At 69.0% G+C, this 14,984-nt stretch carries 11 protein-coding genes and 4 pseudogenes; 9 read left to right on the plus strand and 6 right to left on the minus strand.

Annotated elements, in window-relative coordinates; all coding sequences use genetic code 11:
- Window positions 1–135: 135 nt before the first annotated feature.
- The gene (locus ABZ479_RS40720) at window positions 136–738 is read left to right on the plus strand and encodes a hypothetical protein (protein ID WP_500466297.1); all 603 of its coding nucleotides are present in this window, start codon (window positions 136–138) and stop codon (window positions 736–738) included.
- A gap of 380 nt (window positions 739–1,118) precedes the next feature.
- On the opposite strand, the gene ABZ479_RS40725 is transcribed toward ABZ479_RS40720, so the two are convergent.
- Together ABZ479_RS40725 and ABZ479_RS40730 are read right to left on the minus strand one after the other, a co-directional pair.
- On the minus strand, window positions 1,119–1,298 hold the full coding sequence (locus tag ABZ479_RS40725) for a hypothetical protein (protein WP_500466298.1): 180 nt from the start codon (window positions 1,296–1,298) through the stop codon (window positions 1,119–1,121).
- 270 nt (window positions 1,299–1,568) lie between these two features.
- Window positions 1,569–1,814 carry a hypothetical protein gene (locus ABZ479_RS40730; protein WP_500466299.1) on the minus strand — a complete coding sequence of 82 codons (246 nt, stop codon included), beginning with the start codon at window positions 1,812–1,814 and terminating at the stop codon, window positions 1,569–1,571.
- A gap of 698 nt (window positions 1,815–2,512) precedes the next feature.
- Between ABZ479_RS40730 and ABZ479_RS40735 the strand changes: the two genes are divergently transcribed.
- On the plus strand, window positions 2,513–3,706 hold the full coding sequence (locus ABZ479_RS40735; RefSeq protein WP_500466300.1) for a DUF4241 domain-containing protein: 1,194 nt from the start codon (window positions 2,513–2,515) through the stop codon (window positions 3,704–3,706).
- Between the two features lie 530 nt (window positions 3,707–4,236).
- A pseudogene (locus ABZ479_RS40740) lies at window positions 4,237–4,395 on the plus strand (DDE-type integrase/transposase/recombinase); the annotation flags it as partial.
- Between the two features lie 80 nt (window positions 4,396–4,475).
- Here the strand turns inward: ABZ479_RS40740 and ABZ479_RS40745 are convergent.
- Both ABZ479_RS40745 and ABZ479_RS40750 read right to left on the minus strand, forming a co-directional pair.
- Window positions 4,476–5,399, minus strand: coding sequence for a transposase (locus tag ABZ479_RS40745; RefSeq protein ID WP_500466301.1), 924 nt, complete (start codon window positions 5,397–5,399; stop codon window positions 4,476–4,478).
- 321 nt (window positions 5,400–5,720) lie between these two features.
- Window positions 5,721–6,043 (minus strand): annotated as a pseudogene (locus ABZ479_RS40750) (NsdA family TPR-like regulatory protein); the annotation flags it as partial.
- Between ABZ479_RS40750 and ABZ479_RS40755 the strand changes: the two are divergent.
- The 3 genes from ABZ479_RS40755 (at window position 5,945) to ABZ479_RS40765 (ending at window position 8,264) form a co-directional block, all read left to right on the plus strand.
- Window positions 5,945–6,382 carry a leucine zipper domain-containing protein gene (locus ABZ479_RS40755; protein WP_500466302.1) on the plus strand — a complete coding sequence of 146 codons (438 nt, stop codon included), beginning with the start codon at window positions 5,945–5,947 and terminating at the stop codon, window positions 6,380–6,382. The pseudogene ABZ479_RS40750 and the gene ABZ479_RS40755 sit on opposite strands and share 99 nt — an antisense overlap.
- A gap of 359 nt (window positions 6,383–6,741) precedes the next feature.
- Window positions 6,742–6,867 (plus strand): hypothetical protein, encoded by a 126-nt coding sequence (locus tag ABZ479_RS40760; protein ID WP_500466303.1) that lies wholly within the window; start codon window positions 6,742–6,744, stop codon window positions 6,865–6,867.
- 44 nt (window positions 6,868–6,911) lie between these two features.
- Window positions 6,912–8,264, plus strand: a complete 1,353-nt coding sequence (locus ABZ479_RS40765; RefSeq protein ID WP_500466304.1) for a cytochrome P450 — start codon at window positions 6,912–6,914, stop codon at window positions 8,262–8,264.
- 96 nt (window positions 8,265–8,360) lie between these two features.
- Here ABZ479_RS40765 and ABZ479_RS40770 read toward each other — a convergent pair whose 3' ends face one another.
- A complete protein-coding gene (locus tag ABZ479_RS40770; RefSeq protein ID WP_500466305.1) occupies window positions 8,361–9,029 on the minus strand; it encodes a GNAT family N-acetyltransferase in 669 nt (222 codons plus the stop codon).
- Between the two features lie 152 nt (window positions 9,030–9,181).
- Between ABZ479_RS40770 and ABZ479_RS40775 the strand changes: the two are divergent.
- From ABZ479_RS40775 to ABZ479_RS40785, 3 genes and pseudogenes are all read left to right on the plus strand, one after another.
- Window positions 9,182–10,432, plus strand: a pseudogene (locus ABZ479_RS40775) (NAD(P)/FAD-dependent oxidoreductase); the annotation flags it as partial.
- A 282-nt stretch (window positions 10,433–10,714) separates the two neighbouring features.
- Window positions 10,715–11,686, plus strand: a pseudogene (locus tag ABZ479_RS40780) (cytochrome P450); the annotation flags it as partial.
- A gap of 211 nt (window positions 11,687–11,897) precedes the next feature.
- Window positions 11,898–12,155 (plus strand): DUF4839 domain-containing protein, encoded by a 258-nt coding sequence (locus ABZ479_RS40785; protein WP_500466306.1) that lies wholly within the window; start codon window positions 11,898–11,900, stop codon window positions 12,153–12,155.
- Window positions 12,156–12,172: 17 nt separating this feature from the next.
- On the opposite strand, the gene ABZ479_RS40790 is transcribed toward ABZ479_RS40785, so the two are convergent.
- On the minus strand, window positions 12,173–13,744 hold the full coding sequence (locus ABZ479_RS40790) for a calcium-binding protein (protein ID WP_500466307.1): 1,572 nt from the start codon (window positions 13,742–13,744) through the stop codon (window positions 12,173–12,175).
- Window positions 13,745–14,984 lie beyond the last annotated feature (1,240 nt).

Below are 14,984 nucleotides of genomic sequence, written 5' to 3' on the forward strand. Positions count from 1 at the left end.
ATTAAAAAAACAAAACGCCGGGGGGGGGCGGGGCCGTGATCACGGCCCCGCCCACCGGCGCTTTTCCGTGCTCTTGCTCGCCAGGCCTTGGGTAACCCCGTTGAACCTCGCCGACACGAGCACTACCGTTCCGTCGTGATCGACATCAACGCGGCCCGGCTCGGGGCCGAAGCCGCCCGCCGCCTGAAGCAGGCCGACTGCTGCGAGATGGAGCCAGGACTCAGTGACGACGAGTTCGAGTGTATAGAGGCGGAATACGGCTTCCAATTCTCAGACGATCACCGTGCCTTCCTCGCCGCCGGCTTGCCGGTCAGCGAACCGCCCCAGGAAGGTGCGACCTGGGACAAGCCCTGGCCCGACTGGCGTAACGGCGACCGAGCCGATCTGCGATCCCATCTCGCATGGCCGACCGAAGGCATCTTGCTCGCGGTCGAGCACGGCTACTGGTACCAGGGATGGGATAAGCGGCCCACGCAACCACAGGACGCCCGGGCCGTCGCCGAACGGCATCTGGCCACAGTTCCTCGACTGGCCCCCGTGTACGCACACCGGTTCCTTCCGGCCGGCCGCGGAAACCACGGACACCCCGTCCTGTCCATCTGGGGCACCGACATCATCTACTACGGCACCGACCTGGCCGAATACATCGACAACGAGTTCAATGAGGACCACGAATGGGGCCAGGAGAACTGGAACCCGAAGGCGACTGTCCCTTTCTGGCAGGACTTCTTGAAGTAACTGGACCTCCTGCCAGCAGATCTCCGAACCGGTCTCAGGTCCCGGGCCAGCCCTGGCCGGCTGTCACCTCGCGTGCGTTGCGACGCCACTGGTCCTCCCCGCCAGGCAGGGGCCAGGCCCAGGTCCGCTGTTCCGCGGTGCCCAGCTCATGGAGGAGGCGGACGAGTTGTGGGCCGGCGGTGGCGGCACTGTCCGGGACGCTGGGACCATGGATGGCCCGGAGCTCGGCAAAGCGGGCCAGTTCGTTCTCGTAGAAGCCGACTGCCTCGTTGGTGCGCGCAGAGCGGTCATCGCGCGCGGCACCGTGCGGTGCAACTGCAGCACCGCAGGCTCGACGGACTCGGCTATCGCCGCGGCGAGCCGCGCGTGACCGTCCAGAATCAGAAGGCCACTGACCCACCACACCAGGACGGGCGGGAGTGTCCTTCACGGGCCTGCTTGCGGTACGCCTTGACCCGGCTGCCGTCGGCGTCGGGCATCCGCCGCACCGGAAGGATCTTCCACGAATGGTTATGAACAAACCAGTCGATGTATCCGTTCGGGTGGCCGTCGACGAGCATGGAGCTCCAGTGCTCGGCATGCCAACAGTCGCTGCCCGGCGCTTCCCGGCCGGCGTATCTGCGTCAGCCGAAAGCGACAAACGGATCTCCGGAGTCCCGTGCCCGAAGGTGACCTGAAGGCCTCGCCCAGCGCGTCGTCCGCGCTGGGCGCCGTCACCGCAGAGCGATCCGCCTATGGCTCCGGCCCTGATTCGCCGGACCGTGCCTAGATCAGGCAGCCCTTGTCGTCGGTGAGTACGGTCACGAGCACTTGTGCTCGCTGGCCATCTCTTACGGGCAGGAACCAGCCTTCTGCGCGATGATGTACGCCTGCGACGGGTTCTCGATCTTGACGTAGACCGGCGTGCTGGAGTTCGACCGGTCGTAGGTCATCGTCCACCTCTTCGTCAGAAGCGGGAACTCGTTGAGGAACTCGACCTTGTAGCAGTAACCCGCGTCGACACGGAAGGCGTCCCAGTCCTGACCGCTCGGAGTCCGCTCCGTCGGGTAGACCCACTTCGTGGAACTGAGGCTCACGCAGCCCGTGCTGGCGGTAGCCGTCGTCCCGGTCGAACAGGTCCAGTTTTGAACGGCCAGGACTCCGAGGTGGCTGCCGTTGGTGAACTCGGAGCAGCCCGTGACCGTGCACGAGCCGCCCGCCTGGGCAGTCGACACCGAGCCGAGAAGCGCAAGAGAGGTGGCCGCCAACGTGGTGGCGGTTCTCCGGCCCAGCTTGACAGCCTTTTCCTTGATCAAATCGACTCCCAACTAACATCTACGAAGAGGTCGTTGGCATGATGAGTGCGATCGCTCTTGAGGCACAAGGCTTTGCGTGCTTTTGGCCAACGGATGACCTGTTCGGGACTCTCCGAGGCAACCTCGAGTTCAACGCAAGTGGACCCGGCGGCCCACCGACCGGCGAGGTGCAGGCGCGCGAGGCGGCGTTGAGCAGGGTGCTCGTGGACCGCTCCCCGGTTTGCGTGATCACCGCGGGGCGGTAGAGCGGGCGCTGTCCGGCGGGGCGTTGGCGTTCGTGGAGGCGGTGGAGGGCGTGCCGGCCAACTGTGGGTATCTGGCGGGGCTGCGCCGGGCGTGCTACTGCAGGGCCTGTGTGTCACACCCCGGTGGCAGACTGACGGCACACCGAAGCTTCGGAACGTCAGAGATGCGGCAGGGTCATCCGTCGAGCGCCACTGCTTGGGGGCGGCTGGTGCCGTGAGTGGAGATGCGCGGCTGTGATCTTCGACAGTCTTGATGTGTCGTACGGCGACATGTGGGGTTCCCAGCAGGGGATGACCCATCCGGACCCGATGTCGCGCGCGGTCGCGGCACGCAGACATGCTGCCGGGATGGAGTACGCGGTTCTGCTGTCCGCGCGGGAGCGGCCGCTGGCACTGGTCGAACGCTGGCCGCGCCGGATGTGGCGTGTGTATCTGTTCGACGACAGGTCCTGGCGTATGCAGATGATCGACCTCAAGCCTCACAGCACGGGGATGTTGCTGGCTCACCGGAACACCCGATGGCAGTTTTCCAACGAGCAGGAGCACTCGTCCTGGAATTGGGATGTTCAGGAGACCACGACCGTCTCGGCCGACGGGCAGGTCGAGGTGAGGTCCGAGTTCGCCGGCCCGAGGGGAGCATTGCACGCTCTGGCAGCCAGCCCGTCGGGCGTCCCCGTGCGACGGTTCCCGGCGGCCGTCGAAAACTTCCTCTGCCCCGTGCCGGAATTCGGTGACTGGCAGGTGTTCGCGCCGTTCCTCGCCCAGCAGGGCCACGAGACCGCCACGACCGTAGTTCTGAACGACGTGTCGGTGGACGAAGGATCAGGACCGCTACGCGCCACCGGAATCGAGCAAATGTTCAGCCCGGGCGCTTGCGACACCCCGGATGGGCCGGCCGTCATCGAAACCGTCGACGCCGGCCTGCTACGGATCACCTCAGGGCAGCTGGCGGTCTCGGACCCCGGCTGGATTGGAGAGAACCCGCGGACCGTCACTGTGCCACCAGGCGAGTTCCCGGTCACGCTCTCGCTTGTGCGCACCACACACGGGACCAGTGTCGCCGCGGCCAGGGTGACCTTCCTGGACATACCACCCCGCGAGTGGGACATGACCCTCCGGCCCGACGAGGACCTGGGGCTCCTCGGCGAGGGCCAGTTCTACGGGGTCGGCGTGGACACCGGCACAGCGGCTTTCATGGATGCGACTCGGACGGTGATCGAAGACCGGCTCGACAAGGACCTGTTCATACCCCTCGACAGCCAATTCACCGTCGAGCTGCCCAGCACGGAACCTGAGCCGAACCTCATCGCCTTCCGTGCCGGCCAGGGCGACGGGGCCTACCCCGTCTGGATCGGCCGCACCGATGACGGACAGGTCGGTTGCGTCGTCATCGACTTTCAGCTCCATTCCGCCGACGGGCGAGAGTAAGGAGCCGCCGGCCTTCGGCACAACGCCGACGCCGAGGTGCCGGATCAGCCAGGCAGCCGGCGGCTCGGCCTCACGCGTCGGGAGCACAGCGACCAATCGATGGTCTTCGACGCTGGTCAGCACGGAGGGGTAGGTCTGGGCACGGACCATGGACGCGCGGGGCTCCGTAGGTACCGCGTGATCGCGTGTGGATCTGGGTGATCTGCTCGGTCAGCTCCGCGTCCCGCACCGCCCTGGGGCCGAGGGCATCGGCTGCGGCGCCGACCCGTCGCCCGGCTCATGCGGGCCGCCTGACTGCAGGGCCGCCATCGCAGAAGGCGGCACCAGCCCGACCCCACCGCACTCGACGCCCGCTGGGTCGGCGACATCACCAACATCCCCGACCTGGCGAGGGCTGGCTCTACCTCGCCACCGTCATCGACATCGCCTCACGCCGCGTCGTCGGCTGGGCCACCACCGCCCACCTGCGAACCGACCTGGTCGCCTAGGCCCTCACAGCAGCCTGCCACCAGCGCCGCCCCACCGGTCCGGTGATCTTCCACTCCGACCGCGGCCGCCAATACACCAGCCAGCAGTTCGCCACCCTGGCCGACCAGTTCGGCATCCGGCTGTCCGTCGGCCGCACCGGCCAGTGCTGGGACAACGCGCTCGCCGAGTCGTTCTTCGCCACCATCAAGCGCGAACTGCTGGACACGACCGCCTGGCCCGATCGGGCCGCCGCCCGCACCACCATCTTCGACTTCATCGAGAGACCCTGTTGGCCAATTACTCATGCGGCGAGGTCGAGGGCTGCAAGGTGTGATGTCCGGGTGGGGGCGAGTGGTCGCCCGGTCCACCAGGCGTCGAGGCGGATGAGGTTGACGGCGGTGGCTGTGAGGACGTGTGCGAGGGCGGTCTTCCGTAGTCCTGTGTAGCGGGTTCTGCGGCTGCCGGCGGCCGTGACGGCCTGGTGAATTGTGCCTTCGACGCCGGATCGGATGGCGTAGACGGCCTTCCATTCCTTGGTTGACTGCTCGGCGCGGACGCGTTCGAGGACGGCGTCTTGATCTTGTGGGCGGACGGTGAGCGGCGGCCGTAACGTGTCGAGTTGGTGCATTACCCGCGGGAAGGGCAGGACTCGCAGGTCTCGGTGGCGAAGCGGATTCGGATCGCGGGACGGTGGTTGTTGTCGAGTCCTTACGGTCCAGTAGCGGCTGTGGGCGCCGTCGGGGTAGGTTGCCCGACGGGCATCCCAGTCGATGGTGAAGGACGCCTTGTCGTAGCCGGCGGTCTGGACGGTGCGACAGGTCATGGGTCGGACCGGGCCGATGACGCGGACACCATGTTGGCTGGGCGCCGACAGCAGGAGTTCCGCAGAAATGTAGCCAGCATCCATCAGGTGTTCGTTCGGCAGCAGGCCCTTGGCGCCGCGCCGGTCGTGGATCTCATCGACGACGACCGGGTCGCCGACCGTCGCATCTGCGGTCACCACATGGGTGATCAAGTGAGGGCGACCGCTCTCTTGGGCGTCGCAGGTCTCGGTGAAGTGGACCTTGTAACCGTCCCACGCCGACCCGCGCTTGACGGAACTCCGGGCGTCGGGGTCATAGGGCGATGTGATCCGTGCTCTGCTGGGCGGGAGATCGTTCTTCCCCCGCCAGGCCACCTCCTGCACCCCGTCCGTGATCGTCCGATGGAACTGCTGCAGCCACACCGTCCGCAAGGTGCCGATAGCCGGCACCTGTCGCAGTGAGGGGCGTCCGATGCGAAGGCCGCCTCGAGGAACGAGTAGCCGTCGGCCGCAATGCGCCAGGTCAGCTCGGTCCGCTCGTTCTCATCACTCGGTAGCCGGTAGGAGTCCACCCGGGCCCCGTACTGTTCCTGCCAGACCGGGGGCATCCAGGAGGCGAGCCACCCGGGTGCGGCGACAGCGACCGCCTCCAGCGCGGCCCGCAGTGTCTCGCCGACGAACTCCAGGCGATTGAGCTCCCTCACTGCGGCGAGCACGTGGGTGGAGTCCGTGCGCTGGCGACCCCATGCGGAGCGCCTGGTGGAAGTAGCGCTGCGCGAGGCCCTGAGTGTCGCTGTCATAGCTGCAGACGCCCGCAATCGCGACCATCCCGCCGCGGCCCGGTACAGCGCCCGGCCCGTGGCATTGGTGTACCCGCCCCGCAGGAGCGGGGCGGCCCCGCGGTTGAGGAAGCCGATGCCCCGCCCCCTGGTCGCTACCCCGCCCGCCTTGCGGTACATCTGCTCGTAGTGAGTCCGCGCGGTCCGCAGCACATCGACATCCGACAGCCCGACCCGCTGTGCGCCGTTCCTTGTCAATGTGCTCGTCGCTGGGTCAACCGCTTCCGGGCCGAGGGCTGGGCCGGACTCCACGACCGCAGTACCCGCCCGCACCGCCAGCCGCATCCTGCACAGCCACCACGTGCCGCCGCTGTCGGCTTGCGACCCGAGGTAGTGCTCGCGCAGGGCGCGCCGACGCTGATGGCGAACACCTTGTGGAACGGCTATCCGGACCGCTGGTACGCCATGGAACCTCCAGTGCCCACGGCGGAATGGAGGGAAGCCGCCGCCCAGCGCGCGTCCGCTCCTCTGGCCGGCACCCCTGATCGTCGCCAAGGTCGCCGGGGTGCGCCGCCGCCGGTCGGGCTGTGCGCTCCCGCTCGCCGGTGTGCGCGCTCGTCACGGTGATCGCCCTGGCCTGGTACGCGGTGGCGTCCTGGTGCCGGACCCGCTTCCGGGCGCCCAGCCTGTAGGCGGACGATGCCCGACCTGAGCCGCCCGCGGCGGCCACTACCGGCAGCTCGCCAACCTGCCGCATTCCTGGGTGCGAGGTGACCGGTTCGTGTGAAAAGAGTTCCGCTGTCTTCGGGGCTTTGTGCAGCCGGTCTCGAGGTGCCCGGCGCCGCCACACCTCGCGCCCCGCGGGGGCGGCACGCACCGCCCGCACCAGGGGCGATGCCGGCAGGCTCCAGGCCGGTCCGGGCCTCAAGCACGCGCCGTGCATCCACGTGCCATGTGCGAAGAAATTGGACGTATGGTAGAGGGAGTTGGAAGACAAGCGAGAGGAGTGCCTCATGATCGCCAAGCTGCTCGCCAAGTTGTCTTTCACCCGCAACTACGGTGCGTACGGGGCCCACGACTGGGGCACGCACACCGTCGATGACAGGGTGTGACCTCCAGGCCGGCGGGCGCCCCGGGCTCCCGCCGGCTCCTGGTCATGCTGCCGACGAAATCGGCCTGGCTGGTACGAGAAGTCAAGGGCGACCCCATGGGCCGAGCGAATGAGCCGCCGCGGCTGCCCGGAGGAGGTTTCGCGGCCTGGAGCCGCGACCGGCTCGGACTGGTGTGCCGTGGTGCTGACGAGTGCGGGGACGTCTGGCAGCTGGAGCCGGGTGTCTACGTAGCCGCTACGGCGCGGGTGTGTGAAGCGGTCCTGCGCCGCGCGCAGGATTTCCCCAAGCCGTCCTCCCCCCTCTTCCCGCCGTTGAAGCGGGCCGGCGGAGCGCCGACTCCCGAGGAGCGGGTGCACGCTCGCGCCTGCCGCATGCGCGGACTGCGCCCGCAGGCGGTTGCGGCCCGGGTCGGTGAGATCGCGCCCGGGACCGCTCGATTTGCCGACCAGTGGCCCGTGGGCCGGGACGTCGAGGTTCTGCCCCTGGTCCGGCCCGTCCTGGCAGAGATCGGCGTGCGCTACCTCTTCTCCGAGGACGCTCCCGCCCTGCTGCCTTCGGCTTGGCAGCTCTTCGTGGCCCGGGAGGTGCTCGTACGCCCCTCGCGCTGGGTGTTGCCGCGCTGGGTCCCCACACCGGCACGGCGGTTCCGCACGCGGCGGCAAATCGCCTTCACCAACGCTTTGCGGCCCATCGTCCGCCGGCGCCGTTCATCGGGCCGGCTCGGTGATGACGTGCTGGGACAGATGCTCCGGCCCTCGTCCCGCTACGGCCTGCTGTCGGAAGAAGTCGTCCTCGACACCCTCCCCGGGATCACCGTCGCCACCTTCGAGACACCCTCCCGGGCGGCTGGATGGATCCTGCTCCACCTGGCCCGATACGTCCAGGCCGCGGACCGCGTGGCGGCCGAAGCCGCCCTGCTGCCCGACGACCCCGCCACGACGACCAGCACCCACCTGGACAACCTGCAGTACACCCAGGCGCTGGTACGCGAAGTGCTCCGGCTGCACCCCCCGAGCTGGCTGCTCACCCGGCGCGCCCCGCGACAGACTGAGCTCGCCGACTACACCATCGACGCCGGATCCACGGTTCTCGTCTGCCCCTACACCGCCCACCGCGATGCACGGGAACACACCGAACCGGACCGGTTCAGGCCCGAACGCTGGCTCGACGATTCGGGCTCGTCGGCGAACCCCGGGGTCTTCCTCGGCTTCGGTACCGGGCCGCATGGCTGCGAGGGAGCAGCCCTGGCCATGGCCATGCTCACTCTCATGACCGCGCAGACAGCCCGCCGCTACCACTTGAGCGAGCCGCCCGGCACGGAACCCGGCTACCGGGTCACCACCTTCGAAGGCCTCGCAACCGCCGGCCTGCACCTGCGTGCGACCTTGCGCGGCTGAGGGAAGTCCTGCTCACGGTGGCAGGCCGCCTCCACCGGCGAACAACGAACGTCGATCAAGTCCGAGTGCCCTTCGACGCACACTCGGATCACCGGCTCATGGTGCGCTCATCGTGTGTCGCCGGTCGAACTCGTTGTGCAGCATCCCCATCATGACGAGGTCGTGGTGTTGGCCGGCGAAGAAAACGTGTTCCCGCAAGCGCCCCTCCTCGGTGAAGCCGAGCCCCCGGAAAAGTGCGAGCGATGCCTCGTTGTGGGCCAAAACCGCAGCCAGGCATTTGTGATAGCGCCGCTCGGCGAACATGAAGCGCATCAGGAGCACTACGGCTTCCGTCGCGTAGCCCGTGCGCCGGTGACCGACGCTGATGGTGATATCGAACTCGAACCAGCCCGAGCGAGGGCCGGTGCGATGTGAGCCGACTGTACCGACCAGCTCTCTCGTGGCCGTCGCTTCGACCGCCAACCGGAAGCGGTCGTCATCGCACTCGGCGACCGCCTGCTCCTTCGCCCAGGCGCGGTAGCTCTCGGCAGACCTCGGCAGATCCAGCCGGCCCCCTCGCGGCCCGTCATCGTCGGCGAAACGCGCGAATGCCGTCCAGTCGTCGGGCTCGACGGCGCGCAGGCGTACCCGATTGCCGGTCCAGGACGATGCCATGCCCCATTTGATCACGCTGCTGTGCGCGCGAGGCCGACAGGCACGCCGGGGGCAGATCCCGCCATCGGAGGCTGCCCACGCGATCGACGGGGTCTCGATGGCCTCGGTCAAGCGCTGCTTCCCGAGTACTGCCGAGTGGGCAGGCAACGGGCAAGGCGCTGCCGCCGACCACCGCTCCACGAGATCGGGCCGACCTCTGCAGACGTGTCGTCTCGCGGTACGCCGCAGAGCAGCGTCGTTGATGCCAACGTGGGAGCAGGCGCCTCCCGCGGATCGGTGACGAGGTGGGCGAGCCCTACGACCGGCCTCCCCTGTCCAAGCAAGTACTGACCGGGTGGGTGCCGGCCGGGGGCACCGCTTTGCCCCGCCGCCGCGGCATCGATGCGGAGTGGCTGCGTGGCGTGCCCGCCAGCGGGCTGGACCTCGCGACGAACCACGTGCGTCTCGCTGACGGACGCGAGGTTCCCTTCGACCGGGTGCTGATCTCCACCGGGGTACGGGCCCGGCCGTGGTTCGTCGAGTCCGAGGCGGCCCTGGACGGAGTGTTCGTCCTCCGTACACGCGAGCATGCCGAGAACCTGCAGCGAGCCCTCGCCGCCGGGCCCTCCCGCGTGCTGGTCATCGGTGCGGGATTCACCGGCTCCGAGATCGCCTCCGTCTGCCGCGAGCGGGGCATCCCGGTGACCGTCGCCGAACTCGCGCCGGCCCCGCTGGTCGGGGCGCTCGGCGCCATGATCGGCGAGGTTGCGGCCACCATGCAGCGCGCTCACGGTGTCGACCTGCGGTGCGGTGCCAAAGTCGCCCGGCTGGAGGGCGACGGGCAGGGACGGTTTCGCCGAGCTCACTTCGACGACGGCAGAACGGTCGACGCCGATGTGGCGGTGGTGGCACTCGGGAGCATCCGAAACACCGAGTGGCTGCGGGAGTCGCTACTGGCGGCGGGTGTATGGGGAATCACGTGCGACACCGGCTGCCGCGCCCTCGACATCAACGGCCGCGTCACCGACGACGTCTTCGCCGCGGGAGACGTGGCACGTTGCCCGAACCCCGTCTACGAAAACCGGCTCATATCGATGGAACACTGGGTCAACGCCGTCGAGCAGGCAGAGGTCGCGGCACACAACATGGTCAGCGCCCCGGAGGACCGCCGAACCCACCTGTCCATCCCGCTGTTCTGGTCGATCCAGTTCGGCGTCAACATCAAGTCCGTAGGCGTGCCGACCTTCGCCGACGAAGTGGCCGTCACCCAGGGCTCGCTGGACGACCGCCGCTTCGTCACCGCATACGGCTACCGGGGCCGCGTCACCGCTGCCGTGAGCTTCAACAACGGCAAGTGGCTGGACCACTACCGACACTTGATCGAGACGGCCGCACCATTCCCGCCCCCCTGCCCCACGCCGGACCAGCCGGCCGACGTGAAACCGGTGCCCGTCGATCTCCCCGGCCCCGCCCTGCTCGCTCAGGGCGCCACGGTGGTCGTCACCGGCCAGGACCCGGGTGGGCGCCGCGTCACGGCCGTACACCAGCATCGACAAGCGGAAGACCCGACCGCCACGGCCGAGACGCCCGGCACACTGCAACGGATCTTCGACTACTCCGCCCGGGCGGACCCGTACCCGCTGTATGCCGAGCTGCGTCGGACGCCGGTGGCTCGGCAGGAGGACGGCAGCTACGTCATCAGTACGTACCGTGAGATCACGGACGTACTGAACGACCCGCATCTGAGCTCCGACCTGCGCAATCTGTCGCATCCGCCGCCCCCCGTCGAGGGAGCGGCCACATCGTCGTTCATCCACATGGACCCGCCCGAGCACGATCGCCTGCGGCGTATGGTGATGCGTCACTTCGGCCCCCCGCACACCCCGGGGCTGGTGATCGGCATGGAAAGCGACCTGACCGCCGTCGTCGCGGGCCTGATCGACGATGTCGCGGGCAAGGAGCGGATCGACGTCGTCGACGATTTCGCGTTCCCGTTCCCCGTGACCGTGACCTGTCGCGTGCTCGGCGTGCCACGCGAGAGCGAACCGGATGTCCACCGCTGGGTGCGCGACCTGATGAACTCGGTCGACTACAACCCCGAGACCGACCCGAAGGAGAAACTGGACAAGGGCGTACAGGCTCGCAAGGACTTGCGCGAATGCCTCGGCGACCTGGTGGAACAGAGCCACCGCCGGCCGGGAGGCGGCCTGCTGTCACGGCTGGCCAACGACGACGGGCCCGACGGCCGGATGGCCGACGCCGAAATCGTCGCCACCGCCAGACTGCTCCTCATCGCCGGCCATGAGACCATCGTGAACCTCATCACCAACGGGATGCTGACACTGCTGCGCCACCCGCCGGTGCTGCAGCGACTGCGCGACGAACCGGACCTCGTCGTGCCACTGGTCGAGGAACTGCTCCGCTACGAGCCTCCCGTCCACATCATCCCCTGGCGGGTGGCGTACAGCGACGTCACCGTCGCCGACACCGTCATCCCCCAGGGCTCGCGGATCATGCTCATGCTGGCCTCGGGCAACCGCGATCCAAAGCGCTTCCACGACCCGGACCGCTTCGACCCGGATCGCCATGACAACCAGCACCTGGGGTTCGGCAGCGGCATCCACCTGTGTTTCGGCGGCCCCCTGGCCCGGCGGGAAACGCAGATCGCGCTGACCGAGTTGGTACGCCGGCTCGACCGCCCCAGGCTGGTCGCCGACCCGCCGCCGTACCGGCCCAGCGCCGTTCTTCGGGGTCCGATCCATCTGGACATCGAGCAGGGTGACGGTTGACACGGCAGCCACCGGCAGATGAAAGGTCGCGCCGCGGACGGCTCCGCCCGGCCGGCTCTGCATCCGACAGCGACTCGCCACCCTCCTCGGCTTCATCCCGTCCACCGTCTGATGCCACGGTCCTCCTGCGGGGCGGGAGCGGCATCGCATCGCGGACGACAGCCCACTCCGCATCCGTCGCAGCGAAGGGGTAGCCCGGCCGCCTGTCCGGATGGCGATATGTGAAGCCAGAGAGCGTCATCAGAACCTTCACTTCGCAACCAGCCACAAGGGCCAGACCATCGCGTTCAACGGCTCCATCGTGAACATGGCACACCAGGATGACTACAACACCCGCTACGACTTCCTCCTAGGCCCAGGCGACAAGGGGCCGGACACGGCGGACGACCCGGCCTTCACGTACAAGGACGTCAACATCAGCGACCTGAAACTGACCGGCAACAACATCCCCGCCACCGTGGCCCAATGAGTGAAGGTGTCGTGGTCTCAGACGGTGCAGCCGGGGCCGGTGAGGGGGCGGACACAGACGTTTCGTGCGGCACCGCCGTCGTTGGTGTTGGTGCCGGGGCCGCCGTCGAGGACGTCGGGGCCGTTGCCACCGAGGAGGGTGTCGTTGCCGTTGCCGCCACTGAGGGTATCGGCTCCGTCCTGGCCCTCGAGGCGGTCGTTGCCGTCGCCGCCGGTGACGATGTCGTTGCCGTCGCCGCCGCACAGGATGTCGTTGCCGCCGCGGCCGTCGATGATGTCGTTGCCGCCGAGGCCAAGGATGACGTCGTTGCCGGGCGTGCCGACGAGGACGTCGGCGCGGTTGGTGCCCACGATGGTGGGCGTCGCGGTGGCGCAGGTGAGGGCGGGGGCCGGACGGACGGTGATCGTGAACTGCATCGAGACGGGCGGTACGCCGGAGTCGGGGTCGGTGGCCGTCACTGTGAACGTGTACGTGCCGGTCGCGGTCGGGGTGCCCGAGATCACTCCGTTCGTCCCATTGAGGCTCAGGCCGGGAGGCAGGGAGCCGGCGGTGACCGCGAAGGCGGGGGCTCCGGTGCCGCCGCTGGTCTGCAGGGTGGTGGAGTAGGCGATGCTCTGGGTGGCGTCCGGCAGCGGGCTGGTGGTGACGAAGGCCAGGTCCTGGACCGTGTATTTGATCGTCACCTGGCCGTTGGCGGTGGGGGTTCCGACCGGCGAGGCGGTGTAGGCGGTGCCGGTTCCCACGGGGTCGGCGAAGCTGGAGCCCCCGCCGCCGCTTCCTCCGCCGGCCGCACCGGCGGTGGTGGCCGAAGCGCCGCCGCCACCACCGCCGAAGTAGCCGCCTCCGCCGCCTCCGCCGCCACTGACGACGAGGCTGGTGCTGCAGCCGGAGTAGTTGCCGCCGGTGCCTCCGGCGCCGACGGCAACTCCGGAGGGTCCGCCCCCGGTGTTGCCAGGCTGACCCGTGCAGGATCCGGCGACGGCTCCCACGCCCCCCGCACCCGGCGCGGTGGTGGTGGCTCCGCCACCGCCGCCCCCGGGCGAACCGCCGAGCGTCCCGCCCGGGCTTCCGTCGGTACCGGCGGGGGTTCCGCCGTTGCCGCCCTGGGTCGGAAGATTGCGTCCCCCGTTGCCGCCGCCTCCGCCCGCCACCACGAGCAGGCTTCCGCCTGCCGCCACGCTCGATGCACCGCCTCCGCCCGAGCCGGTGGACACGGGAGTGGTCGTTCCGTTTCCGCCCGCGCCTCCCCCGTTGTAGCCACCGGCACCTCCGGTGCTGGAGCAGGACGCCCCACCGGCGCCGCCCACGTTGACGGTGACGACCTTCGCGGTCGCGGAGGCCGGAAGTGTGGTGACGACCCGCGCCCCGCTACCGCCTGTCCCGCCGTTGGGGCAGGTTCCCGGGACGGCGCTACCGCCGCCGGCGCCGTCAGCGGTGACCGTCGCCACCGCGTTCGCCGGAATGGTGAAGGTCTCCGGGGCGCCCGTGAAGGTGAAGGTACGGGTGATGTCGACCGCTCGGGGCGATGCGGCGGTGGCCGCCGCCGGCACGATTCCGGCACCGGACAGGACGACGCACAGGGCCGTCACGGTACCGGCCCCTGACCATCTCCGGCCGCTGCCGGGCCCCCCGGGCCGTCGCTCTGACGGCGTGATCGAAGACCGCCGTATGTGCCTTCCGTTCACCGATCTCTCCCAGCTGCTGGTGTCGGTCGTGTAAGCGCCCGTGTGGTCGGCGGCGGACACGTGTCCGCACCTGTGTGACCCACGGTGCACGAAGGCACGATGAATTGGGATATAAGCAGTCTGTTTGGGTGTACATGGGCGCGCCCGGCCTACCCCTCCGCCCGGCCGGGGGTGCGGTGCGAACGGCCATCCGTCTCCCCCTGAAGGGCCGGGGCGATCCGCGCGGGGGGCCTGACCTGGTGGCGCTCCCCAAGACTGCCGGCCGCCACCTTGAGTCCTGACGGACTGATCGGCCCACTGGCCTGGGTTGGCGGTGGCGATGACCACGCCATCGGGGCCTTCCGGGGCGGGTAGGGCGGTGTCGTCCCGCGCGGCGCCCTGGCCTGCGGTGGTGAGTAAACCCCGCTCCTCACTGGCGACTTCACGGCACTCACCGACCGCAGGTGATGCCGGATTGTGATCCTTCACCCCCTTTTCGGTGAGCAAATCGGTGAGTGCCACCGGGCTTCATGGATGACACCACCTACGTCCACCAGCCCCGGGAGCCCAGATGGCCGCCGCTGTACATCCACCCGCCATTGGCAAAGCCAGCGCCGCAGGGCCGGGTATACCCAGCTGCCCGTTCCGAGGACAGTCTGAGCGCCCTGTCCGGGACGCGTTCAGCCCAGACACCAACCCCACCCGCAGCCGCACCACACGACTCGCGCCACCGCGCGACAGACACGCGTCGGCCGACGGATCGAGGACGACCGGCCTGGGCTCACCGCAGAACCGCCCCAGGCCGACAGGAGACGCTCGACCGTCACCCGCCGCCACGCCCGGCGCGCCGCCGCAGTCACCGGCATCAAGCACCGCAAAGGAACAGGACCCGTAGTCACCGCGGATCGGCACGCTGCGGGCACAGACACCCGGGCATCCGACCCAGGCAAAGACGCCCCGACGGCGGCACACCACCACGCTCCTGGGAGTGCAGCACAGCCACCACTGCCTCCAGGTGCAGTTGCCGCTGCTGCCGGCCCGACCGCACCCACAGCAGCAGGTGACGGCCGGTGAGGAAACTACCCACCCGGCCCCCACGATTCGTCGCCGTCGACAACCGCGCCGTCGACGACCAGCGCCTGAGCGTCCTGGACATCGGACTGCT

The sequence above is a fragment of the Streptomyces sp. NPDC005722 genome (assembly GCF_040630935.1).
Lineage (GTDB): Bacteria > Actinomycetota > Actinomycetes > Streptomycetales > Streptomycetaceae > Actinacidiphila.